Source organism: Streptomyces sp. Isolate_45 (genome assembly GCF_024721315.2).
Classification (GTDB): Bacteria; Actinomycetota; Actinomycetes; order Streptomycetales; family Streptomycetaceae; genus Streptomyces.
Genome location: NZ_JANFAK020000061.1, coordinates 23,294 through 45,719, shown reverse-complemented (window position 1 = coordinate 45,719; position 22,426 = coordinate 23,294). Strand labels below are relative to the sequence as shown.

Annotated in this window: 13 protein-coding genes; 10 read left to right on the top strand and 3 right to left on the bottom strand. The window is 72.1% G+C overall.

Annotated elements, in window-relative coordinates; all coding sequences use genetic code 11:
* Nucleotides 1–107: 107 nt before the first annotated feature.
* The gene (locus NOD94_RS20655) at nt 108–467 is read right to left on the bottom strand and encodes a hypothetical protein (protein ID WP_281207486.1); all 360 of its coding nucleotides are present in this window, start codon (nt 465–467) and stop codon (nt 108–110) included.
* A 48-nt stretch (nt 468–515) separates the two neighbouring features.
* Nucleotides 516–812, bottom strand: coding sequence for an ATP-binding protein (locus tag NOD94_RS20650; protein WP_281207487.1), 297 nt, complete (start codon nt 810–812; stop codon nt 516–518).
* 816 nt (nt 813–1,628) lie between these two features.
* Between NOD94_RS20650 and NOD94_RS20645 the strand changes: the two genes are divergently transcribed.
* Nucleotides 1,629–1,967: a MerR family transcriptional regulator gene (locus NOD94_RS20645; protein WP_281207485.1), complete on the top strand. Its 339-nt coding sequence runs from the start codon at nt 1,629–1,631 to the stop codon at nt 1,965–1,967.
* 386 nt (nt 1,968–2,353) lie between these two features.
* Here NOD94_RS20645 and NOD94_RS20640 read toward each other — a convergent pair whose 3' ends face one another.
* Nucleotides 2,354–3,448: a helix-turn-helix transcriptional regulator gene (locus tag NOD94_RS20640; RefSeq protein WP_281207484.1), complete on the bottom strand. Its 1,095-nt coding sequence runs from the start codon at nt 3,446–3,448 to the stop codon at nt 2,354–2,356.
* Between the two features lie 157 nt (nt 3,449–3,605).
* Here NOD94_RS20640 and NOD94_RS20635 point away from each other — a divergent pair, with 157 nt between their 5' ends.
* The 9 genes from NOD94_RS20635 (at nt 3,606) to ltaE (ending at nt 22,426) form a co-directional block, all read left to right on the top strand.
* Nucleotides 3,606–3,803 (top strand): hypothetical protein, encoded by a 198-nt coding sequence (locus NOD94_RS20635; RefSeq protein ID WP_281207483.1) that lies wholly within the window; start codon nt 3,606–3,608, stop codon nt 3,801–3,803.
* Nucleotides 3,804–3,842: 39 nt separating this feature from the next.
* A complete protein-coding gene (locus NOD94_RS20630) occupies nt 3,843–4,061 on the top strand; it encodes an MbtH family protein (protein WP_281207482.1) in 219 nt (72 codons plus the stop codon).
* 365 nt (nt 4,062–4,426) lie between these two features.
* Nucleotides 4,427–7,906 (top strand): amino acid adenylation domain-containing protein, encoded by a 3,480-nt coding sequence (locus NOD94_RS20625; RefSeq protein WP_281207481.1) that lies wholly within the window; start codon nt 4,427–4,429, stop codon nt 7,904–7,906.
* A gap of 64 nt (nt 7,907–7,970) precedes the next feature.
* On the top strand, nt 7,971–15,284 hold the full coding sequence (locus NOD94_RS20620) for a non-ribosomal peptide synthetase (protein WP_281207480.1): 7,314 nt from the start codon (nt 7,971–7,973) through the stop codon (nt 15,282–15,284).
* The gene (locus NOD94_RS20615) at nt 15,281–16,558 is read left to right on the top strand and encodes an MFS transporter (RefSeq protein WP_281207479.1); all 1,278 of its coding nucleotides are present in this window, start codon (nt 15,281–15,283) and stop codon (nt 16,556–16,558) included. Before NOD94_RS20620 ends, NOD94_RS20615 begins: the two co-directional genes overlap by 4 nt.
* A gap of 11 nt (nt 16,559–16,569) precedes the next feature.
* Nucleotides 16,570–18,063: a lyase family protein gene (locus tag NOD94_RS20610; protein ID WP_281207478.1), complete on the top strand. Its 1,494-nt coding sequence runs from the start codon at nt 16,570–16,572 to the stop codon at nt 18,061–18,063.
* A complete protein-coding gene (locus tag NOD94_RS20605) occupies nt 18,032–19,087 on the top strand; it encodes a kinase (protein ID WP_281207477.1) in 1,056 nt (351 codons plus the stop codon). Before NOD94_RS20610 ends, NOD94_RS20605 begins: the two co-directional genes overlap by 32 nt.
* Nucleotides 19,084–21,360, top strand: a complete 2,277-nt coding sequence (locus NOD94_RS20600; RefSeq protein WP_281207476.1) for a pyridoxal-phosphate dependent enzyme — start codon at nt 19,084–19,086, stop codon at nt 21,358–21,360. Before NOD94_RS20605 ends, NOD94_RS20600 begins: the two co-directional genes overlap by 4 nt.
* A 19-nt stretch (nt 21,361–21,379) precedes the next feature.
* Nucleotides 21,380–22,426 carry a low-specificity L-threonine aldolase gene (gene ltaE / locus NOD94_RS20595; protein ID WP_281207475.1) on the top strand — a complete coding sequence of 349 codons (1,047 nt, stop codon included), beginning with the start codon at nt 21,380–21,382 and terminating at the stop codon, nt 22,424–22,426.

Sequence of the window (22,426 nt, the reverse complement as noted above, 5' to 3'; positions counted from 1 at the left end):
CCCCCCCCCCCCCCCCCCCCCCCCCCCCCCCCCCCCCCCCCCCCCCCCCCCCCCCCCCCCCCCCCCCCCCCCTCCCGCGTACCCAGGGGTTCCCCGCGCGCCGCGGGTCAGTGGTCGGAGTAGCTGAAGTCGCCCATGGTCCAGGCGCTGACGTCCGCGATCGAGACGCGGTACATCCCACCCGTCTCCGGGATCCCCACCGTGCCCTGAAGGATGCGGGCCACATGGAAGTGCAGATGGGTGGGCGGCCCCTCCCGGGGTGTGGTTGAGGTGAAGATGGCGGCGAACTCGCCCAGGCGGGCCGAGTCCGTCAGGACCTCCGACACCCGCTGCCTCCACACGGCTTCGGGAGCCAGCCGACCGGTGATGACAGCACCACCGGTGACCACGGTCAGGGACATCTGATTGCTCTGCCCGGACTCCACCAGGGCGGCAAGGTCAACGAGCAGCTCGTCAGGCTTCGACATGAGAGCCGATTTTATGCACCGGTCGTCCCGTCCTCTCGACCGGTAGCACTACCGGTCGAGAAGAGCCTTGACCGTCTTCCCGCCGGAGGCCCGACGGGTGACCGCGGTCGCTCGGGCGAGACGGTTGACCACGGGCCGGCCGAATCCACCGGTACCGCCGTGCAGGTCAGGGGCGCGCATACGCGGCGCGTGCGGGTCGGACACGACCAAGACCACGGTATCCGCGGCTTCTGCGGCCATCGCCGGCTGATGGAGACCGTCGAGGACGGCTCGCACGGCATCGCGCGCCTCTGCGACATCCGCCTTTGAAAGCACGGTTGCGACGCGCTCGGCCGCGCCCTCCAGAGCCCCTGACCTGCGGTGCAGTCCGCTCTGCGCATCCTGGGGCGGCCGTAAAGGTCTAGCTCTCCTCGGTGAGCACGAAAATCTATGACGGCTGGAGTAGACATTGGGCGGCAGCCTGGCTATGGTTTCTCTCGTAGCCCAGAGAGACAGCAGGGCTCGGCAGAGACGAACTGCCGGGCAGCAGTACCCGCAGTCGCAGTTCGCAGGACGGTGCGGTGGTGGAGTTCCGAAGCCAGGGTTGTTGCAGGACGGCGACGGGACTGACGACCGGACCGGGGGGCCCGCAGTGATCAGGGGCCGCCGGGAGAAGTACCGCAGTAAACGCAGTGGCAGTACCCGAAGTAAGTGCAGTGCGCAGTACCCAGCAGTGAAGTGAATGAGCAGCACCTCGGTGAAGGCGTCGGCTGCGGGCGCGCGCACCGGGAAGTTCGGCAGTGGGGTTCCAAGCCAGAGCAGACGCACGATGGGCGACGGGGCTGGCTGCCGGAGAGTGGCGCTGGGTCAGGCCACCGGCAGTACCGCAGTATCAGCAGTGCAAGCAGTAATCAGTTGATCACCGAGGGAAGAACGGAGGGGCCGAGCACCATCAGGATCGCCCGGGCGGAAGTCTGAGCCCGGGTACCGCAGGACATCGATAGTGAGGTGGTCTCCGGTCAAGCAACCGCGATCCCCGCATTCCCGGCAGCATGTCGGCCGGGTCGGCGGAAACACAGGGTCGGCGCAGTATCAGGGCCGACAGATGGTGTAGTAGTTCCTTCGGGGCCCTGGTGCCGTACGGCACCAGGGCCCCTCCACGCGTTCCATGAGAGAGGTTCAATGACAGCAGACGACTCGTTCGGCCGTCTCGACGACGACGATTACCCCGCCTACACCATGGGCCGGGCCGCCGCCATGCTCGGCACCACCCAGGGCTTCCTCCGCGCCATCGGCGAAGCCCGCCTGATCACCCCGCTCCGCTCCGAGGGCGGCCACCGCCGTTACTCCCGCTACCAGCTGCGCATCGCCGCCCGCGCCCGCGAACTCGTCGACCACGGCACCCCCATCGAGGCCGCCTGCCGCATCGTCATCCTCGAAGACCAGCTCGAGGAAGCCCAGCGCATCAACGCCGAATACCGCCGCGCCGCCGAATCATCCGCACCGCCACCCTCGGCCTGAGGCGAGGGTCCCCGCAGGCATCGGCATGCCGCCGCGCTCAGCGGGCGACGTTCGCGCAACCACCCCGCTCCGGTCGTCATCGTCGGGCCGTGGCTGCAAGCCGGGTTGTGGACGGAGTGCTATTCAGGCGCTGGTGCTTCCGTGAGGTCCGCCCCGGCGTCAGCGCTGCGCGTCGGCTTGATCGGTTCGACCAGCTCGGCCGCCCGCTCGACCATTCGGCAACCGGGTGGGAGTCCTCGGGGGCCTTCTCACTGTGCGATCCGGAGGGAGGGCCACTTGCCTCGTTCCCTCCGACCGTCGGCGCAAGGACACCCCGCCGGTTTCGATGTCGTCGCGGGACAGGGGCGCCGGCGCGGTGGCACGCCGAGGAGGCAGGGCGCGCGCCGTCAGGGGGCGGGGTAGGGCAGCTGGGGCAGGGCGCCGGAGGGCAGCGGGGCGGAAGGCACGTGCCCGGAGGGCAGTGGGGCGGAGGGGCCCTGGGCGCGCTGGGTGCCGAGGAGGTAGCCCGCCTGGAAGCGGCTCTTCACACCGAGGCGGTCCATGACCTCCGCGATGTGGCGGCGGCAGGTGCGGACGGACATGCCCATGCGGGTGGCGATCGACTGGTCGGTCAGCCCCTCGCTGAGCAGCAGGGTGATCCGCTGCTTCAGCTGCTCCGAGATGTCCGCGACCTCCTGGTTGTCCCATTCCACGGGGAAGGGGGTGGCGCTGACCCACCACAGCTCGAAGGTGCTCAGGATGAAGTGGATCAAGTGGGGTTCGCGCACCACGATCGCGGCGCCCGGGTTGCCCTCGACGCCGACCACGGCCACTTTCCGGTCGAACATCAGCAGGCGCAGGAACTGGTCGTCGAGCGTCCGCACCTCGGCGCCGCGCCGCGAGACCCGTTCCACGTACTCGCGGGTGCCCTGGGAGAAGCGGGCGGTGTGCTGGTACAGGGTCCGCATGGTGACGCCGCGCTCCAGCATCAGCTCGTCGCGGGCGATGGCCTCCTCCAGGACGTCGGCCCTGCGGCCGCCGCCGGGCTGGGACGTCAGGACTTCGTTCTCGCAGGTCGCGGCGAGTTCGGCGATGGTCGCCCGGGTGCTGCCGAGCGTCGCCAGGAACTCGACGGAGCCGCGCGCGTCGCGGGTGGCGGGCTGCTCCTCGTACACGCGGGCGAACTCCGACAGCTGATCGCGCAGGGCCTCGACGGTGGAGCGCTGTGCGCGGATGGAGCGCTCCAGCGGAGTGATGACGCGTTCGGTGGCGGTCTCCGGGTCGACTGCGACGAAGGCGGGGGGCGTCCCGCCCTCCTCGCGCATCAATCCCAGTTCGGTCAGTCGGTCGCAGGCGTGGCTCGCCTCGGTGAGGGTCAACCCCACCTCGGAGGCGATGTGCTCCACGGCGACGGGCGACTGGCGGAGCACGTGGCGGTACACGGCGTGCAAGTCGTCCGAGGAGGGCGGCGCCTCGGGTGTGTCCGCTTTTCGCGTGTTCATGTCTTTTCCTCCACTGCTCATCATGCTGACATGCATGTTAGTGAGCCACCGTGGAACGAGTTCAGGCCGCGACGGCCTGAAAGAGTGAGGGTGTGCCCGGGGGGCGCAGGGGGCTCCGACCGGCCTCCTCACAGAACTACCAAAGACGGATGGCACGATGAGGCACTTCACGACCGCGTTCCGGACCGCCTGCACGCTCGCCACCGTGGCTGTCGCGGGGGTGACCGTCGCCACCCTCGCAGGACAGGCGGCCGAACAGCGGCCGGCCGTGGTGCAGGCGGACACGGGCTGGGGGAGCCCCGCCCACAGGACCGCCGCCCTGATGGACACCGGCTGGGGATACCGCGCCGTCTGAAGTGCCTCGACCGGCCGTGAGAGAGATGAGGAACCCACCATGAGCAATCCCTTCGAGGACACCGACGGCACGTACCTCGTCCTGGTCAACGCCGAGAACCAGCACTCGCTGTGGCCCTCGTTCGTCGCGGTGCCGGAAGGCTGGACGACGGCTTTCGGGGAGGCCCGCCGAGAGGAATGCCTCACGTACGTCGAGGAGAACTGGACGGACATGCGGCCGAAGAGCCTCGCGGACGCGATGGCGGCTTCCGCACAGTAGACGAAACGCAATGCGGTAACGCCGAAAACACAGCACGTACGGGAATTGCCCCGGGCCGATCAACCGGCCCGGGGCAATTCCCGTACGTGATTTTCGAGGAGATCGAGGGGTCCGGACCGAGCGTCCGGCCCCTTTTTGCGTTGCGTGGAAACCCCGCCCCGACCGTGTCCGATTCTCCCGCTTGCAGCGCTTATGTCGAGTGCTCAGTTTGCTGTCATGCATTTTGCTGAGCCACCGAACCGCTCGTTCCGGGTGTTCTCGAATGCCAGGCTGAGGACATGGAATTCTTCGAGGTCGGGGGCACCTTGTCTTCTCTTGCCGATGCGCAGCCGTCACAGCCGTCACAGCCGTCGCAGGAAAACGTCGTGGCGTGGCTGTCGGGCGTATTCGGTGAGGTCCTCGGTCTCGCCGAATACGCCCCGGACGCCGATTTCTTCGACCAGGGCGGGGATTCGATCCTCGCGGCCCGGGCCATGATGCGCATCCGTGCCAGGACATCGGGCGAGGTGCCGCTGTCCTGGCTCTTCGAGCAGCGCAGCCCCCTCAAGCTCGCCGCCCTGCTGGAGGGCCGCGTCAGCCTCGGGGAGACGGAGCACACCCCCGCTCCCGGCCGGCACGTGGACGGGAACGCGCGGCCGCTGTCCCACGCCCAGGAGCGTCTGTGGCTGCTGCACCAGCTCGACCCACGGACTCCCGCCTACAACGAGCCGCTCGTGTACCGGGTCCGGGGGGACCTCGACGTCCCGGCGCTGCGCACCGCCCTGCGCCATCTCGCGGAGCGGCACGAGATCCTGCGCACCTCCCTGGTCCCGGTCGGCGACGGCGAGCGCCCCGTGCAGCGGGTCGAGTCCCCGGCGCGCGTGGACCTGGCCGTCGAGGACCTGCGCGGTGAAGGCTCCGCGGCCGCCGAGTCCGCCGCCGCGCAGCGGATCCGTACCGACCTCGCGACCCCCTTCGACCTGGCCGCCGGCCCCCTCTTCCGCGCCACGCTGCTGCGGACCGGCGACCGGGACGCGTACCTGCTGCTCACCTTCCACCACGTCGTCACCGACGGCTGGTCCACCGGGTTGGTCCTCGGCGAACTCGGTGAGGCCTACGGCGCGGCCCTCCACGGCCGCCCGGCGGCGCCGGCCGGGGCGCTACCCCTCCAGTACGCGGACTTCGCCGCCTGGCAGCGCGGCTGGCTGGAGGGCGGCGCCGGGGAGCAGCAGCTCGCCTTCTGGGAGCGGGAACTGGCGGGCGCGCCGGAGGTCTCGGTGTTCCCCGCCGACCGGCCCCGTCCGCCCGTGCAGTCCTACGACGGCGGCCACGTCCGCTTCGGGCTCCCGTCCGCGCTCGGCGCCCGCGTGGTGGCCGCGAGCCGGGAACACGACGTCACCGTCTACGTGATGCTGCTGTCCGCGTTCCTCCTGACCCTGCACAAGTACACCGGGCAGCGGGACGTAGTGATCGGCACCCCGATCGCCGGCCGGCACCACCCGGACGTCGACCGGCTCGTCGGGTTCTTCGCCAACACCGTCCCGTTCCGCTCCCGGTACGAGGGCCGGGCCTCCTTCGCCGAGTACGTGCGCACCGTCGGCGGTACCTGCGTCGGCGTCCTGGACCACCAGGACGTGCCGTTCGAGCAGATCGTGCAGCGGCTGAACCTCCAAGGCGTCACCAGCCACTCGCCGCTCGTGCAGACCGTCTTCGCGTACCAGGACCACGAGGAGCAGGAGCTGTCCCTCGACGGCCTGCGGACCGAGCCCGTCGCGGTGAACGGCGAAACCTCCCGCTTCGACGTGACCCTCTTCGTGACCCGGCGGCCCGACGGATCGTTCGACTGCGACCTGGAGTTCAGCGCCGACCTGTACGACCGCGCCACCGCCGAGCGGCTCGTCACGCACTTCCTCGGCCTGCTCGACCAGGTGCTGGACGCCCCGCGGACCGGCCTGGCCGGCCACCGGCTGTGCACCGCGGCCGAGCGGGACCGGCTGGCGGCCTGGAACGACACCTCCGCGGAGTTCCCCGCCGACCGCTGCCTGCACGCCCTGGTCGAGGACCAGGTCCGCGCGACCCCCGACGCCGCGGCCGTGGTGCTCGGGGACGTGGAACTGACGTACGCCGAACTGGACGCCCGAGCCAACCGGCTCGCCCGCCACCTCGGGCGGCTCGGCGTCGAACCGGACGACGTCGTCGGACTGTGCATGGACCGTTCACCCGAGCTGGTCGTGGGGCTGCTGGCCATCCTGAAGGCGGGCGCCGCGTACCTGCCGCTCGACCCCGAGGCGCCGCGCGCACGGCTGACCCAGATCACGGCCGACGCCCGCGCGCAGGTCTGCCTCACGCTCGGCCACCAGGCCGCGAACGCGCCCGAGGTGGCGCACGTGGTGCGGGTGGACGAGGACCGGGAGGCGTTCGCGACGCTGTCGGCAGACCGCCCGGACGTGGCCGTGACCCCCCGGAACCTGGTGTCGGTGTACTACACCTCCGGCTCCACCGGCGCCCCGAAGGGCGTCGCCAGCACCCACGAGGGCTGGGTCAACCGCATGGTGTGGATGCAGAAGCAGCACGACCTGCGGCCGGGCGAAACGGTCCTCCACAAGACGACGCTGACCTTCGACGACTCGGCCCTGGAGCTGTTCTGGCCGCTCATGTACGGCGGCCGCATCGCGCTGATCGAGCCCGGACTGCACCGCGACCCGCAGGCGGTGCTGGCGGCCGCGACGGCCTACCGGACCGTACTGCTGCAGACCGTACCCAGCATGCTGAACCTGCTGATGGACGGGGTCACCCCGGCCGAGCGGGCCGCCCTCTCCGCCCTGCGCAACACCGTGTCCAGCGGCGAGGCCCTCACCCCGGCGGCGGTGCGCCGGTTCCGGGAGACGATGCCCGGCGCCCTGCACAACACCTGGGGCGCGACCGAGGTGTCCATCGACTCCACGATCCGCACCTGCGACGCCTCGGACGCCGAGGACGCCGGCGCGGTCAGCGTCGGCGCGCCCTTCGACAACAACACGGTCCACGTCCTGGACCCGGCCTTCAACCCGCTGCCGCCGGGCGTCACCGGTGACCTCTACATCGGCGGCCTCGGGCTGGCGCGCGGCTACCTGAACGACCCGGTCAAGACCGCGCAGGCGTTCGTCGCGAGCCCCTTCGGCGACGGGGTGCGGCTCTACCGCACGGGTGACCAGGGCTACCTGCGGCAGGACGGCTCCATCAAGTTCACCGGCCGCAACGACCACCAGATCAAGATCCGCGGCATGCGGGTGGAGCTGGGCGAGATCGAATCCGTCCTGCGCGAGCACGAGCGGGTCCAGGACGCGGTGGTCGTGGCGCAGCGCACGGCCGCCGGCCACTACCGCCTCGCCGGGTACGTGACCGGCCGCGAGGCCGAAGCCGATCCGGACGTGGAGTCGCTGCGCCGGCACCTCGCCCAGTGGCTCCCCGACCACATGCGGCCGCCGTTCCTCGTGGTGATGGACCGCTTGCCGCTCAACGCCAACGGCAAGGTCGACCGGCACCGGCTGCCCGACCCCGCGCAGAACGCCGGACGGGCGGACGTCGGACGGGCACCGCTCGACGGGCCGGTGCAGCGGGCCGTCGCGGAGATCTGGTGCGAGGTGCTGGAGCTCGACGAGGTGGGCCCCGACGACAACTTCTTCGACCTGGGCGGCCATTCGCTGATCGCCACCAAGGTGACCGGCCGATTCCGTGCCCGGTTCGGTCTCGAACTGCCGCTGCGCACCGTTTTCGCCGCGCCCGGGCTGCGCGGATTCGCCGAAGAGGTCGACCGGCACCTGCGGCAGCAGATCAGCGGGATGAGCGTGGACGAGATGCGGTCGCTGCTGGAACTCCTGCGCTGAACAACGCCGGACGACAGCGGCCCGGCGGCCTCGCGGGCCGCCCGTACCTAGGATTGGGGACTTCGTGAACAGCGGACTGCCTGGAGCAGCCGAAGAGGAATTCTTCGAATTCCGCGCCTCGCGGGCGCAGCACCGCATGTACTTCCTTCAGCAGCTGGCGGGGGAAGCGCCGACCTACCACATGCCGCTCTTCTTCCGGCTGCGCGGCGAGGTCGACGGCGGGGCGCTGTACGAGGCCGCGCGCGTGCTGACCGAGCGGCACGAGGCGCTGCGGACCCGGTTCGCCGTCGAGGACGGCGAGCTGGTGCAGCTGATCGGCCAGGACGCCGTCTTCGAGTGGAGCGAGACGCACGTCGCCGAGCTCGCGGCCGACGGGGCGGCCGACGCCGGCACCGACGGCGTGGTCGGGCGCTGGATCCGGGACGAGGCGGCGCGCCCCTTCGACCTGGAGCGGGGCCCCCTGTTCCGGGTCGGGCTGCTGCGCGTCACGGACCGGGAGTCGGTGCTGCTCCTCGGCATGCACCACATCGTCTCCGACGGCTGGTCGTCGGAGATCATGCTCCGTGAGCTCGCCGAGGTGTACGCGGCCCGGGTGAGTGGACGCGGGGCCGTCCTCGCGGAGGTGGAGTTCCAGTACGCGGACCACTCCTCCTGGCAGGACGAGTGGATGGAAAGCCCCGCCGCTCGGCGGCAGGAGGAGTACTGGAAGGAGAAGCTGGCCGGCGAACTGCCCGTCATGCGGCTGCCGGTGACCCGGCCGCGCGGCACGTCGTCGGACCCGCTGCGCCGGGGTGCCTGCCTGGAGTTCCCGCTGCCCGCGGCGGCGCAGGGACTGCGCGGTCTGTGCGGCGGCGTCGACGCCACCTTGTTCACCGGGCTGTTGGCAGCCTTCAAGGTCCTGTTGAACCGCTACACGGGGCTCGACGACCTGCTGGTCGGCACCCCGATCGCCAACCGCCACCGCGAGGAGTTCGCGGCGACGGTCGGCCTCTTCGTCAACACCACGGTCTTCCGGACCGACCTGTCGGCGGACCCGACCTTCCGCGAGTACCTCGTCCAGGTGCGCGACTGCGTACGGGAGGCCCAGGAGCACCAGGACATTCCCTTCGAAGAGCTGGTCCGGCTGAAGAACCCGGACCGGGACGCGGAGTCCTCCCCCGTCTTCCAGGTGATGTTCGGGATGAACGAGGTCGGCGACCAGGGCCTGCGGTTGCCCGGGATCTCCGGGGAGTGGCTGGCGACGGACTCCGGCACCGCGAAGTTCGACCTGTCGCTCGACGTGGCCGACACCGCCGAGGGCCTCACGGCGGTCTTCGAGTACCGCGGCGACCTGTTCGAGGCGTCCGTCGTGGACGCCCTCGCCCGGCACTACGGGCAGCTGATCGAAGCCCTCGTCGCGGAGCCCGACGTCCCCGTCTCCGCCCTGCGGATGCTGTCGGACGCCGAGCACGCCGCGCTCACCCCGCCGCCCGCCGCCACGACGCCCGCGGCGTCCGTGCCGCGGCCGGTCCACGAGCTGTTCGCCGGGCGCGCGGCCCTTGCCCCGGACTCCGTCGCGCTCATCGACGGCGCCACCCGTGTCACGTACGGGGAGCTGGACCGCCGGTCCGACCGGCTAGCGCACCTGCTGCGCGAGCACGGCGTCCGCCCGGGCGTGATGGTCGGACTGAGCATGGGGCGCTCCGCCGACCTGGTGACGGCGCTGCTGGCCGTGCTGAAGGCGGGCGGCGCCTACGTACCGCTCGACCCGGCGTACCCGGTGGACCGGCTGCGCCACATGACCGAGGACTCGGGCCTGGCCACCATCGTCACCGACGGCGCGAGCCCGCGCTGGTGGGAGGCCGGGGCCGACGACGCCTGGTTCGAGGGGGCCGTGGTCGACCTCGGAGTCGGAGCGGAGCTCCTGGAGCGCTTCCCGGCCGCCCCGGTGCCGGACGGCGCCGGGCCGGACGACCTGGCGTACGTCATCTACACCTCCGGGTCGACCGGCCGCCCGAAGGGCGTGCTCGTCCCGCACCGCAACGTCAGTCGCCTGTTCACCGCCACCGACCACTGGTTCGGCTTCGGGGATCGGGACGTGTGGACGTTGTTCCACTCCTACGCCTTCGACTTCTCCGTCTGGGAGCTGTGGGGCGCCCTCGCCCACGGCGGCCGCCTCGTGGTGGTCCCGTACGAGACGAGCCGGGAGCCCGCGGCCTTCCTGCGGCTGCTGCGCGAACAGCGGGTCACCGTGCTCAACCAGACCCCGTCCGCCTTCCACCAGCTCATGCGGGCCGACGAGGCGGACGGCGGCGACCCCGGCGACCTCGCCCTGCGCTACGTCGTCTTCGGCGGCGAGGCGCTCGACCCCAACGCCCTGCGCGGCTGGTTCCACCGGCACGGCGACGCCACCCCGCAGCTGGTCAACATGTACGGCATCACCGAGACGACCGTGCACGTCACCTACCGGCCCATCACCTTGAAGGACGTCGAGGAGGGCAGCGGCAGCGTCATCGGCGAGCCGATCCCGGACCTGCGGCTGTACGTACTGGACCCGCGCGGCCGCCCGGTGCCCGTCGGGGTCCAGGGCGAGCTGTACGTGGGCGGCGCCGGCCTCGCCGACGGGTACCTGAACCGGCCGGAGCTGACCGCCGAGCGGTTCGTCCCCCACCCGTACGCGGCCGGGACGGACGAGCGGCTCTACCGTACGGGCGACCTGGCACGCCGCCTGCCGAACGGCGACCTGGAGTACTGCGGGCGCATCGACTCGCAGATCCAGCTGCGCGGCTTCCGCGTCGAGCTCGGCGAGATCGAATCCGCCCTGTCCTCCCACGACCTGGTCCACGAGGCCGTGGTGCTGCCGCACACCGACTCCGAGGGGGACACCCGGCTCGCCGCGTACGTCACCCCCCGGCCGGCGGCGACGGGTGCGGTGGACACCGCCCCGCTCGACCCGGAGGCGCTGCGCACCCACGTCGCCCGGCGGCTGCCCGCATACATGGTCCCCTCCACCTTCACGGTGTTGCCGGAGTTCCCGCTCACGGCCAACGGCAAGGTGGACCGCAAGCGGCTCCCCGAGCCGCGCGCCGGGCAGGGGAGCTCCGGGCGCGCGTACGCGGCGCCCACCACCCCCTCGGAGCGGATTCTGGCCGCGGTGTGGTCGCGCGTCCTGGGCGTCGAACGCGTGGGCGTCGACGACAACTACTTCGCCCTGGGCGGGGATTCGATCCGCAGCATCCGGCTGCTCGCCCAGGCGGGCGAGGCCGGGCTCCGGGTCGGCTTCCACGACCTGATGACCCACCAGACCGTGCGCGCGCTCGCCGCCCGGGCCGCGCGGGTCGACCCCGCGCGGGACGCCGTCGGAGCGCCGGCCGCGGGCCACGAACCGTTCTCCCTGCTGTCGGAGTCCGACCGGGCACTGCTGCCCGAGGGCCTCGACGACGCCTATCCGATGACCCGGCTCCAGCAGGGCATGCTGTTCCACGGCGACCTGTCGACGGAGGGTTCGGAGTACCACAACGTCTCGTCGTACCGCCTGGAGGCCCGCTTCGACGAGGGCGCCTGGCGGGACGCCGTCACCGCCCTGATCGCCCGGCACGAGATCCTGCGGACCTCCTTCGACCTGATCGGCTTCGAGGAACCGCTGCAGCTGGTCCACCGTCGGGTGTCCCCGCCGGTGACGTTCGAGGACCTGCGGGACCTCACCCCGGACGCCGCGGACATCGCGGCCGGCCGGCGCTTCGAGCACGAGAGCCGTGAACTCTTCGACTGGAGGACGGCTCCGCTGATCCGGTTCCACGTCCAGCGGCGTCCGGACGACACCCTCCAACTGTTCCTCACCGAGCACCACGCGATCCTGGACGGCTGGAGCGAGCGCTCCCTCTTCGCGGAACTCCTCCTGCGCTACGGCCGGGGACTGTCCGGCGCGCAGCCGTCGGCGGACCCGCCGCCGCGGTCGCGCTTCTCCTCGTACGTCGCGCTGGAGCGGGCGGCCACCGAGGACGAGGACAGCCGCCGCTTCTGGACGGACCGGCTGTCGGGCTCGACGCTCACCCGGCTGCCCCGGGGCCGGGTGGCGGCCGGGCGGCCGGCGGACACGACCGCCTTGATGGAGTTCACCGAACGCCCGGTCCCCGAGGAGGTGCACCTGGGCCTGACCGAGCTGGCCCGCACCCTCGGCGTACCGCTGCGGACGGTGCTGCTCGCCGCCCACCTGCGGGTCATGAGCCTGCTGACCGGCACGCACGACGTCGTGACCGGCGCCGTGTACAACGGGCGCGGCGAGGAGGCGGACGGCGACCTGACGCTCGGCGTGTTCCTCAACACGCTGCCGGTACGGATGCCGCTGCCGGGCGGGACCTGGTCCGACCTGGTGCGCCGGACCGCGGACCTGGACCTGGAGATCCTGCGGCACCGCCGGTACCCGCTGTCGGAGATCATGCGGCGGACCGGGGTGTCCGAGCCGTTCGAGACGTTCTTCAACTACACCCATTTCCACGTCGAGCAGTCGCTGGACGGGCAGTCGGAGGTGGAGGTCCTCGACTCCCACGGGGTGGCGCACACCAACTTCCCCTTCGGCGCGGAGTTCTTCCGGGAGGGCGCGGAAGGCGCGCTCGGCCTCGGGCTGCGCCACGACACCACCCGGTTCGACGCGGCGCAGATCGAGCTCTTCCACGGTTACTACGCCGCGGCGCTGGCCGCGCTGGCCACCGACCCGCAGGGCCGCTACGAGAGTGCCGACCTGCTCTCCGACGCCGAGCACCGCACGTTCCGGGAGTGGAACGACACCGCCCGGTCGTACGACCGGCCGCACGTGCTGCACACGCTGATCGAGGAGCGGGCACGGCTGACGCCGGGGGCGACGGCCGTCCGGTTCGAGGGCCGGTCGCTGACCTACCGCGAGCTGGACGGGCGCGCGAACGAGCTGGCGGGGCGCCTGCGCTCCCGCGGCGTCGGCCGTGGCGGGTTCGTGGCGCTGCTGCTGGAGCGCTCCCTGGAGCTGCCGGTTTGCCTGCTGGCGGTGCTCAAGTCCGGCGCCGCCTACGTGCCGCTCGATCCGGAGCACCCGCGGCAGCGGCTGCGCGGCATCCTGGAGGACTCCGGGATCGGCGTGGTCATCACGCTCGCGGAGCACGACGCGAAGGCCGCCGGGCCGGGTGTCACGCTCGTCCGCCCGGACGGCTCCGGGGCGGACGACCCCGCCGCCGGGGGCGACGTGGACGCCGCCGCCGCGGAGCCCGCGGGTCCCGGGGATCCGGCGTACATGATCTTCACCTCGGGTTCGACCGGCACCCCCAAGGGTGTGGTGGTGTCGCACCGGGCGATCGCCAACCGACTGCTGTGGATGCAGCAGGAGTACGGGCTGCGGCCCGGGGAGCCGGTGCTCCAGAAGACCCCCGCCACCTTCGACGTGTCGGTGTGGGAGTTCTTCTGGCCCCTGCTGGCCGGCGGCGTGCTGGTGCTGGCGAGGCCCGGCGGGCACCGCGATCCGTCCTACCTGGCGGAGCTGATCCGCGCCGAGTCGGTCACCACCGTCCACTTCGTGCCCTCCATGCTGCAGGCGTTCGTCGAGGACCCGGCCACGGCCGCGTGCACCGGGCTGACCCGGGTGATCTGCAGCGGCGAGGCCCTGCCCCACGACCTCCAGCAGCGCTTCCTGGCACGGTTCCCGGCGGAGCTGCACAACCTGTACGGCCCGACCGAGGCGGCCGTCGACGTCACGTACTGGAAGTGCGCCGACGACGGCAGCGGCGTGGTGCCGATCGGGCGCCCGATCGCCAACACCGAGCTGCACGTCCTGGACCGGCACGGCCGGCACGTCCCGCGGGGGGTGACCGGCGAACTCCACCTCGGGGGAACCGGACTGGCCGAGGGCTACCACCGACGCCCCGACCTCACCGGGCACGCCTTCGTCACGCACACCGACCACGCGGGGACGACGCGCCGCCTGTACCGGACCGGTGACCTCGTACGGCACCTGCCGGACGGAGCGCTGGAGTACCGCGGCCGCACCGACGCGCAGATCAAGCTCCGCGGGTTCCGCATCGAACTCGGCGAGATCGAGGCCACCTTGGCGGGCCACCCCGCCGTCGCGGAATGCGCCGTCCTGCTGCGTGAGGGGCGGCTCGCCGCCTACGTCGTACCGCGCCCCGGAGCCGACGCCGCCGCGTCGCTGCTCGCGGCCCACGCGGCGGGCGCGCTGCCCGGCTACATGGTGCCGTCCTCCTGGACCGCACTGCCCGCGATGCCGCTCACCGGCAGTGGCAAGCTCGACCGCAAGGCCCTGCCCGAGCCGATCGACACCGCGGCGGCGGACGACCGGCCGGCCGCACCCCCGCGGGACGCGGCCGAGGCACGGCTGCTGGAAGTCTGGACCGAGCTGCTCGGCGACCTGCCCGGGGCGCGGCGGCTCGGCGTGCACGACGACTTCTTCGCCGTGGGCGGTCACTCCCTGCTGGCGCTGCGGCTCGTCTCCCGCGTGAACGCGGTGTACGGGCTCGCGCTGGGGGTCTCGGCCGTCATCGAGAACCCGACCGTCGCCGGACAGGCCCGCCTCGTGCGGGGGGACGCCGCCGCGCGGACCGGCGGGGCGGTGCCCCTGCGGGCCGGCGGGGATCGTCCACCGCTGTTCCTCGTTCACCCCGCCGGCGGCAGCGTCCTGTGCTACCGCGAGCTCACCGCGGCCCTGGGGCCCGAGCAGCCCGTGTACGGGCTGGCCGCGGCCGGACTCGAAGGGGACGGCGGCGTCGCGACGAGCGTCGAGGAGATGGCCGAGTCCTACCTGCGGGCCGTCCGCGAGGTCCGGCCGGAGGGGCCGTACAGGCTGGGCGGCTGGTCCTTCGGCGGGCTCGTGGCCTACGAGATGGCCTGTCGGCTGGCCGCCGCCGGCGAGCGGGTCGAACTGCTCGCGCTGGTGGACACCGGCCACCCCGACGGCGCGGGCGAGCCGTCCGGGGCCGCCGCGCTCGTGGGCTTCGCGGAGGACCTGCTGCTCTGCGCCGGGCTCACCGTCCCCGGCGACCTGGCGGCGGCGCTCGCGGAGGCGGCCGCCGCCGGCCGGGAGGCGGAGGGCCTGCGGCTCGTCCACGGCGCACTGCTGCGGGCGGACGCGGGCGAAGGCCTGGACCCCGCCGCGCTGGCCCGTCACCACGCCGTCTTCCGGGCGAACCTGCTGGCCACGGCCGCCTACCGGCCGCCGGTCCCCCCGGGACCCGTACGGCTCTACCGGAGCACGGACGGAGTCCTCGCGGGCTCCGCACGGGCCTGGGAGCGAACCGCCGGCAGCGCCCTCACGGTGCGCGACCTCACCACCGACCACTACGGGATCGTGCGCTCCGAGCACGTCAGGGAGATAGCGAGAGACATGGAAGAGATCATGCCGGAAGGACCGCGCACATGACCGACAGGAGAACGACCCTGTGGCGGCACGCCGACTTCCGCAACCTGTGGTTCGGACTGACCGCGTCGCTGTTCGGGGCCAAGGTCACGGCCGTGGCGATCCCGCTGATCGCCGCCGTCTCGCTGTCGGCCACCCCGTTCGAGATGGGCGTGCTGGTGGCGGCCGAGGGGCTGCCCTACCTCTTCATCAGCCTGTTCGCCGGGGTGTGGCTCGACCGGAGCGCCAAGCGTCCGATCCTCATCCTCACCGACCTGGTGCGCGCGGCCCTCCTGCTGCTCCTGCCCATCGGCTGGGCGGGCGACTTCCTGTCCTTCCCGCTGCTGCTCGCCGTGTCCCTGGCGGTCGGCGCCTGCACCGTGGTCTCCGACATCGGAAGCGCCTCCTACCTGCCGCTGCTCATCGACCGCAAGGACCTGGTCTCGGGCAACAGCAAGCTGGAGCTGAGCGGTTCCGCCTCGGACATCGCGGGCAACGCGATCGGCGGCGGCCTGCTCCAAGTCATCTCCGCGCCCTTCGCGGTGATCGTCAACTCCGTCACGTACCTGGTGTCGGCCGTCTTCACCGCGCTCATCGGGCATCGCGAGACGAAGGCCGTCCCGGCCGGCCCGGCCGAGGAAGCACAGCCGGCCGACTTCTGGCGGGAGATGGCGGAGGGCGCGAAGCCCGTGCTGCGGAACAGGACCGTCCGCACGCTGGTCACCGCCACGCTCGTCTTCAACCTGTTCACGCTGGTGAGCGAGCCGGTCTTCCTGATCTTCGTCACCCGGACGCTGGGCCTCGAACCGTTCTTCCTCGGGCTGATCTTCGCCTCCGCCGGGGCCGGCGCCCTGGTCGGCGCCCTGGTCGCCGAGCGGGCGAGCCGACTCCTCGGACTCGGACGCGCGATGGTCCTGTCCCTGGGGATCGCGGGCCTGTCGGCGCTGCTCATACCGGTGGCCACCCAGCTCCCGCGGACCGAGGCGGCCCTGCTCATCGTGGCCATGCACTTCATCGACTCGGCCATGGTCATCGTCTACAACGTCAACCAGCGCAGCCTGCGATCGGCCGTCACGCCCGACCACCTGCAAGGCCGGATGAACGCCACGATCCGGATGATCGTGATGGGCGTGACCCCGGTCGGCGCCCTCGCCGGAGGGTTCCTCGGCGGCTGGATCGGCGCCCAACAGACCCTCGTGCTCGGCGCCGTCGGCGTCCTGCTCTCCGGCGTCGTGATCCTCCTGTCCGGCGTCCGATCGGTGCGGGAAATACCCGACGCCGTGCCCGTAGCGGCTTGAGGCGGAAGAACATGAACAACACGCTCAGCGGCCGAATCTCCAACGGCCCCAGCTCCCTCCTGCGCGACGAGCTCCTCGACCCGCAGTTCGCCTACGAGGCCGAGCACCTGCTCCCGTACTACGTGAAGATCGAGCGGGCGCTCGTCGCCGAGTACGCGCGGATGCGGCTCATCACCGAGGACCAGGCAGGCGAACTGGACGGCCTGCTCGCCGGCGCGACCCGGCAGGTCGTCGCCGGGCAACAACAGGCGAACATGTCCGACATCGCGTTCGCGCTGGAACGGCACGTGGAGAACGGGCTGTCCGCTCCGGTGCCGACCTGGCACCTGGACCGCAGCCGCAACGACCTCCAGGCCTGCGCCCAGCTGATGTTCGCCCGCGGCCGGCTCATCGGCGCCGCCGAATCGCTGCTGGAGTTCCACGAGGCGGCCCGGCGGCTGGCGGAGGCCACCACCGATCTGCCGATGCCCGGCTACACCCACCACCAGGCCGCCCAGATCATCACTCCGGGCTTCTACCTGGCAGCCCTGTCCGAGCACGTCCAGCACACGCTGCGCCGGCTGCTCGCCACGTACGACGGTTTCGACGCCTGCCCGCTGGGCGCGGGCGCCATGTCGGGCCAGGAACTGCCGTGGGATCGCGATCGGATGGCCGCTCTACTGGGCTTCCGGCGGGCCCAGCCCAACGCGCTGATGTCGGTCGCCTCCCGCGGCTGGGCCCTGGAGATCACCGCCGAGTTCGGGGTCTTCGGAGTGGCGCTGAGCCGGTTCGCGACGGACCTGCTGGCCTGGGGCAGCAGCGAGTACGGGTTCATCGACCTGCCCGACGAACTGTCGGGCATCTCCTCGGCCATGCCGCAGAAGAAGAACTTCCCGATCCTGGAACGCATCCGCGGCCGCAGCGCGCACCTGTCGTCGTTCCACATCGACGTGACCCTGGGGCAGCGCAACACGCCGTACTCCAACACGGTCGAGGTCTCCAAGGAAGCGGGGGCGCACGTCTACGAGGCCTTCGAGACGCTGCGCAGCACCCTGCGGCTGTTCACCGAGGTACTGCGCCACCTCACGTTCCGGACCGACCGGATGGCCGAGGTGTGCGAGCGGGAGTTCCTGGGCGGTTTCGCCCTCGCCAACTCGCTGACGCTGGCGGAGGAGATCCCCTGGCGGCGCGCCCAGGTGATCGCGGGCAAGTACATCGTCGCGGCGGTCTCGGCGGGCCTCAAGCCCGCCGACGGCGACCCGGAGCTGCTGCGCCGGGCCGCGGAGGCGGAAGGCCACGTCCTGCGCGATCCGGGCGCCGCGCTGGGCGACGCCTTCGACGTCGGGCGGGCGCTGCACCGGATGAAGTCGACCGGGTCGGCCCACCCGGACGCGGTGGGAGCGGCACTGGACGCGCAGCAGGACGAGCACGAGCGGCTCGTCCGGGAGTGGGCACAGCGGGCGGCGGCCGCCCGGACGACGGGGGAGGACCGGGATGGAAACGCAGACGCGCCCTACGGCGGCTGAGACGGGCGTGCGCGGCACGGGCACGGCGTTCGGCACCTTCGGCGAACTCCTGCAGGGCGTACTGCCCGGCACGGACCGGCACTTCATGGTGACCTTCCCGGTCGCCGCGTGGAGCACGGCGTTCTTCCGGCACGCCCCGGACTCGGAGAGCTTCGTGGTCTGGCCGCCGCACAAGCGCAAGGCGGTCCGCATCGCCGAGCTCGCGCTGGCCGCCGCCGGGCTCGGTGGGGGCGGTTCGCTGACCCTGGACAGCGAACTGCCCGAGGGCAAGGGGATGGCGAGTTCCTCGGCGGACCTGGTGGCCACCGTGCGCGCCGTGGGCGCGGCCGTGGGCACGACGTTCGCACCGGCGGCGATCGAATCGTTCCTGCGGCAGATCGAGCCGACCGACGGGGTCATGTACCCGGAGATCGTCGCGTACTACCACCGCGAGGCCGAACTGCGCGAGGGACTGGGCGTCCTGCCGTCGCTGACCATCGTCGCCCACGACGAGGGCGGACAGGTCGACACGATCGCGCACAACCGCGCCGCGCAGCGGGTCGACGAGGCCGACAAGGCGGAGTACGCCGTCCTGCTGGACGAGCTGTGCGCCGCCGTCCGGGCGCGGGACCTGCCCGCGGTGGGTCGCGTCGCCACCCGCAGCGCCGAGCTCAACGCAGCTTCCCGGTCCCGACGGACCCTGCCCGAACTGCGGCGGATCTGCGAGGAGACCGGTGGTCTCGGGGTGGCCTGTGCCCACAGCGGCACGTTGCTGGGCATCCTCTACGCCGGCGACGACCCGGACCTCGACGGGAAGGTCGCGGCCGCCCGCGCCGCCTGCGCCGCGCTGCCCGGCACGACCGTCGTGCACCGGTCGCTGGGCCACGGCGACGTGTGGAGCGCGAGCTCCGTGGAGGTGACGGCGCCGAAGGGCGCGGCGCCACAAGCACCCGCCGCACACACCGCGGGCACCGGGAACGCCGCACACACCACACACACCGCACAGATGCGCGCCGCGAGCAGCGCACACGCCTGGGGGGCATGAACATGATCTTCGACTCGATGAACGAGGCGATCGGCAACACACCGCTGGTCCGGCTCGACCTGCCCGCCTCCGAGGGCACGCGGGTCTACGCCAAGCTCGAACTCGCCAACGCCTTCGGCATGAAGGACCGTGTCGCCAAGAACATCGTGGCGGAGGCCCGCCGGCTCGGCGTGCTGCGGCCGGGCGCACCGATCGTGGAGAGCTCGTCGGGCACCATGGCGCTGGGCGTGGCCCTGGTCGGCCGCTCGCTCGGCCACCCGGTGCACATCGTCACCGACCCCCGGACCGACCCGACCACCCTGGCGAAGCTGCGCGCCCTGGGTTGCGAGGTGCACGTCGTGCCGGCCATGACCGACGGCGGCTGGCAGGGTGCGCGGCTGGCCCGGCTGGCGGAGCTCATGCGCGAACTGCCGGGCTCCTTCTGGCCGCAGCAGTACAGCAACCCCGACAACCCCGGCGCCTACCGGGTGTTGGCCGATGAGATCCTGCGTGACCTCGGTCCGGTCGACGTGCTGGTCGGCGCGGTCGGCAGCGGCGGCTCGCTGTGCGGGACGGCACGCGCCCTGCGCCGTACCCTGCCGGGCCTGCGCGTCGTCGGTGTGGACTCCGTCGGAAGCACCCTCTTCGACCAGCCGGACGTGCCCGGCCGGCTCCAGAGCGGGCTCGGCAACAGCCTCCACCCGAACAACCTCGACCGGACCGCGATCGACGAGATCCACTGGCTCAACGACCACGAGGCCTTCGCCGCCACCCGCGACCTCGCACGGGAGCAGCAGGTCTTCGCGGGCAACACCTCCGGCTCGGTCTACCGCCTGCTGCGCGAACTGGCCCTGAGCGCCGAGCCGGGCAGCCGGATCGTCGGGATCTTCCCCGACCGCGGGGACCGGTACGCCGAGACCGTCTACAGCGACGCCTACTGGGCCGAGCACCGGCTGGCGGAGCTGCCCCGCGCCGATGCCCCGGCGCCGGTGGGCTACGGCAGTCCCGTCCGATCCTGGTCCCGCGCCGGCCTCCACGAGCGCCCCGCCGGCAAGCGCCACATGCTCTTCGTCGAGGCCAACACCAGCGGCACCGGGGTCCAGGCCCTGAAGGCCGCGGCCGCGCTCTCCCTCACCCCCGTCCTGCTCACCAGCGCGCCGGAGCGGTACGCCGGTGCCGCGGAAACGGGCTGCGAGATCGTGGTCTGCGACACGAACCGGGTGTCCGCCCTGCGCACCGCCATCCAGGAGCGCTTCCGGCGCGAGGAGATCGCCGGAATCACGACGACCAGTGACTTCTACGTGCCCGGCGTCGCCGGACTGGCCGACTGGCTCTCGCTGCCCGGCAACCCCGAGGACGCCACCTCCCGCTGCCGCAACAAGGCGGAGCTGCGCCGGTCCCTCGAAGCCGCGGGCGTACCGCAGCCCCGCTTCGCCGTGGTGACGGACGTCGCGCAGGTCGGGGCGGGCGTCGCAGCCGTGGGCCTGCCGTGCGTGGTCAAGCCCGCCGACGACTCCGGCTCCAACGACGTGCTGTTGTGCTCCACGACCGCCGAGGCGACGGAGCACGCCGCCCGGGTGCTGGCGGTCGAGCACAACGTACGGGGGCTGCCCACGGCCCGCACCGTGCTGATCGAGGAGTACCTCGACGCCCCCGAGTACAGCGTCGAGATGTTCGGCGACGGCGACGGGCAGACCTGCGTCGGCATCACCGCCAAGTACCTCACGGGGACGCCGTACTTCGTCGAGACCCGGCACGTCTTCCCGGCCCCGCTGCCGGAGGCCGACCGGGCCGTGCTGGAGGCGACCGTGGCCCAGGCCCTGAAGGCGACCGGGATGCGCTTCGGGCCGACGCACACCGAGGTCAAGCTCACCCCCGGCGGCCCGGCCGTCATCGAGATCAACCCGCGGCTGGCCGGCGGGATGATCCCCGAACTGATCAGGCTGGCCACCGGATCGGACCTGCTGGAACAGCAGGTCCGGGCCGCCGCCGCGCTGCCGGTGGACCTCACCGCGCGGCACGACGGCCACGCGGGCATCCAGTTCCTGCTCGCCGACCGGCCCGGCACCCTGGCCGGCATCGACGGAACCGACGCGGTGACGGCCGCCGAGGGCATCGAGCGGGTGACCGTCACGGCGGCCGCGGGCGCGGAGGTCCGGCCCCCGCGCAACGCCTACGACCGGCTCGGCCACATCATCGCCCGCGGCGACGGAGCGGCGGACGTCACCGCCGCCCTCGACTCCGCCTTGCGCGGGATCGGCGTCCGGCTGCGTGCCGACGCGTCCGCGAAGTAACGAAGAGGAACCACTGATCATGATCGAACTGCGCAGCGACACCTTCACCCTGCCCACCCCGGCCATGATGCGGGCGATGAACGACGCCCCGCTGGGGGACGACGTGTACGGGGAGGACCCGACCGTCCGCCGGCTGGAGGAGCGGTCCGCCGAACTGACGGGCAAGCAGGCCGCCTGCCTGATGCCGAGCGGCACGATGGCCAACCTCGCCTCCATCCTCGTCCACGCCCCGCGCGGTTCGAAGATGCTGGTCGGCGCCGAGAGCGACATCTACATCTACGAGGCCGGTGGCGCCGCGGTCTGCGGCGGGGTGATGTACGAAGCGGTCCCCAACCAGCCCGACGGCCGGCTCCTGGTGTCCGACCTGGCCGCCGGCTTCCCCGACGACCCCGAGGACGAGCAGTTCGCCCTCCCCTCCCTCATCACCCTGGAGAACACCCAGAACCGCTGCGGCGGTGTGGTGCTCCCGCAGGAGTACATGAAGGAGGTGTGGGAGCTGGCCCACGAGCGCGACGTCGCCGTGCACCTGGACGGCGCCCGCCTGTTCAACGCCGCCGTCGCCCTCGGCATCCCGGCCAGCGAGATCGCGCAGTACGCCGATTCCGTGCAGTTCTGCCTCTCCAAGGGGCTCGGCGCGCCCATCGGATCCATGGTCACCGGCAGTCAGGACTTCATCACCGAGGTCCGCCGGGCCCGCAAGATGCTCGGCGGCGGCATGCGCCAGGCCGGCATCATCGCCGCGGCCGGCCTCGTGGCCCTCGACGACCCGGGCCGGCTCCAGGAGGACCACGACAACGCGCTGCGCCTGGCCCTGGGGCTCGCGGAGATCGAGGGCATCGAGACCGATCCCGCCGCCGTGCGGACCAACATCGTCATGTTCAAGGTCACCGACCCCCGCCACACCTGGCAGACGTTCGTGGAGGCGGCCGGATACCTCGGGCTGTCGCTGGCCGAACTCGGGCACGGCCGGCTGCGCGCCGTCACCCACAACGGCATCGGCACGGCGGACGTCGACGCGGCGCTGTCGATCGTGCGCAAGGTGCTCGGCGAAGGACGGGGCAACTGA

Excerpts from the sequence above, each read along its gene's own strand:
- NOD94_RS20635 (WP_281207483.1), top strand. The coding sequence starts at position 3,606 with ATGAGGCACTTCACGACCGCGTTCCGGACCGCCTGCACGCTCGCCACC.
- NOD94_RS20640 (WP_281207484.1), bottom strand. The coding sequence starts at position 3,448 with ATGAACACGCGAAAAGCGGACACACCCGAGGCGCCGCCCTCCTCGGAC.
- NOD94_RS20655 (WP_281207486.1), bottom strand. The coding sequence starts at position 467 with ATGTCGAAGCCTGACGAGCTGCTCGTTGACCTTGCCGCCCTGGTGGAG.
- NOD94_RS20600 (WP_281207476.1), top strand. The coding sequence starts at position 19,084 with ATGAACATGATCTTCGACTCGATGAACGAGGCGATCGGCAACACACCG.
- NOD94_RS20605 (WP_281207477.1), top strand. The coding sequence starts at position 18,032 with ATGGAAACGCAGACGCGCCCTACGGCGGCTGAGACGGGCGTGCGCGGC.
- NOD94_RS20615 (WP_281207479.1), top strand. The coding sequence starts at position 15,281 with ATGACCGACAGGAGAACGACCCTGTGGCGGCACGCCGACTTCCGCAAC.
- NOD94_RS20645 (WP_281207485.1), top strand. The coding sequence starts at position 1,629 with ATGACAGCAGACGACTCGTTCGGCCGTCTCGACGACGACGATTACCCC.
- ltaE (WP_281207475.1), top strand. The coding sequence starts at position 21,380 with ATGATCGAACTGCGCAGCGACACCTTCACCCTGCCCACCCCGGCCATG.
- NOD94_RS20630 (WP_281207482.1), top strand. The coding sequence starts at position 3,843 with ATGAGCAATCCCTTCGAGGACACCGACGGCACGTACCTCGTCCTGGTC.
- NOD94_RS20610 (WP_281207478.1), top strand. The coding sequence starts at position 16,570 with ATGAACAACACGCTCAGCGGCCGAATCTCCAACGGCCCCAGCTCCCTC.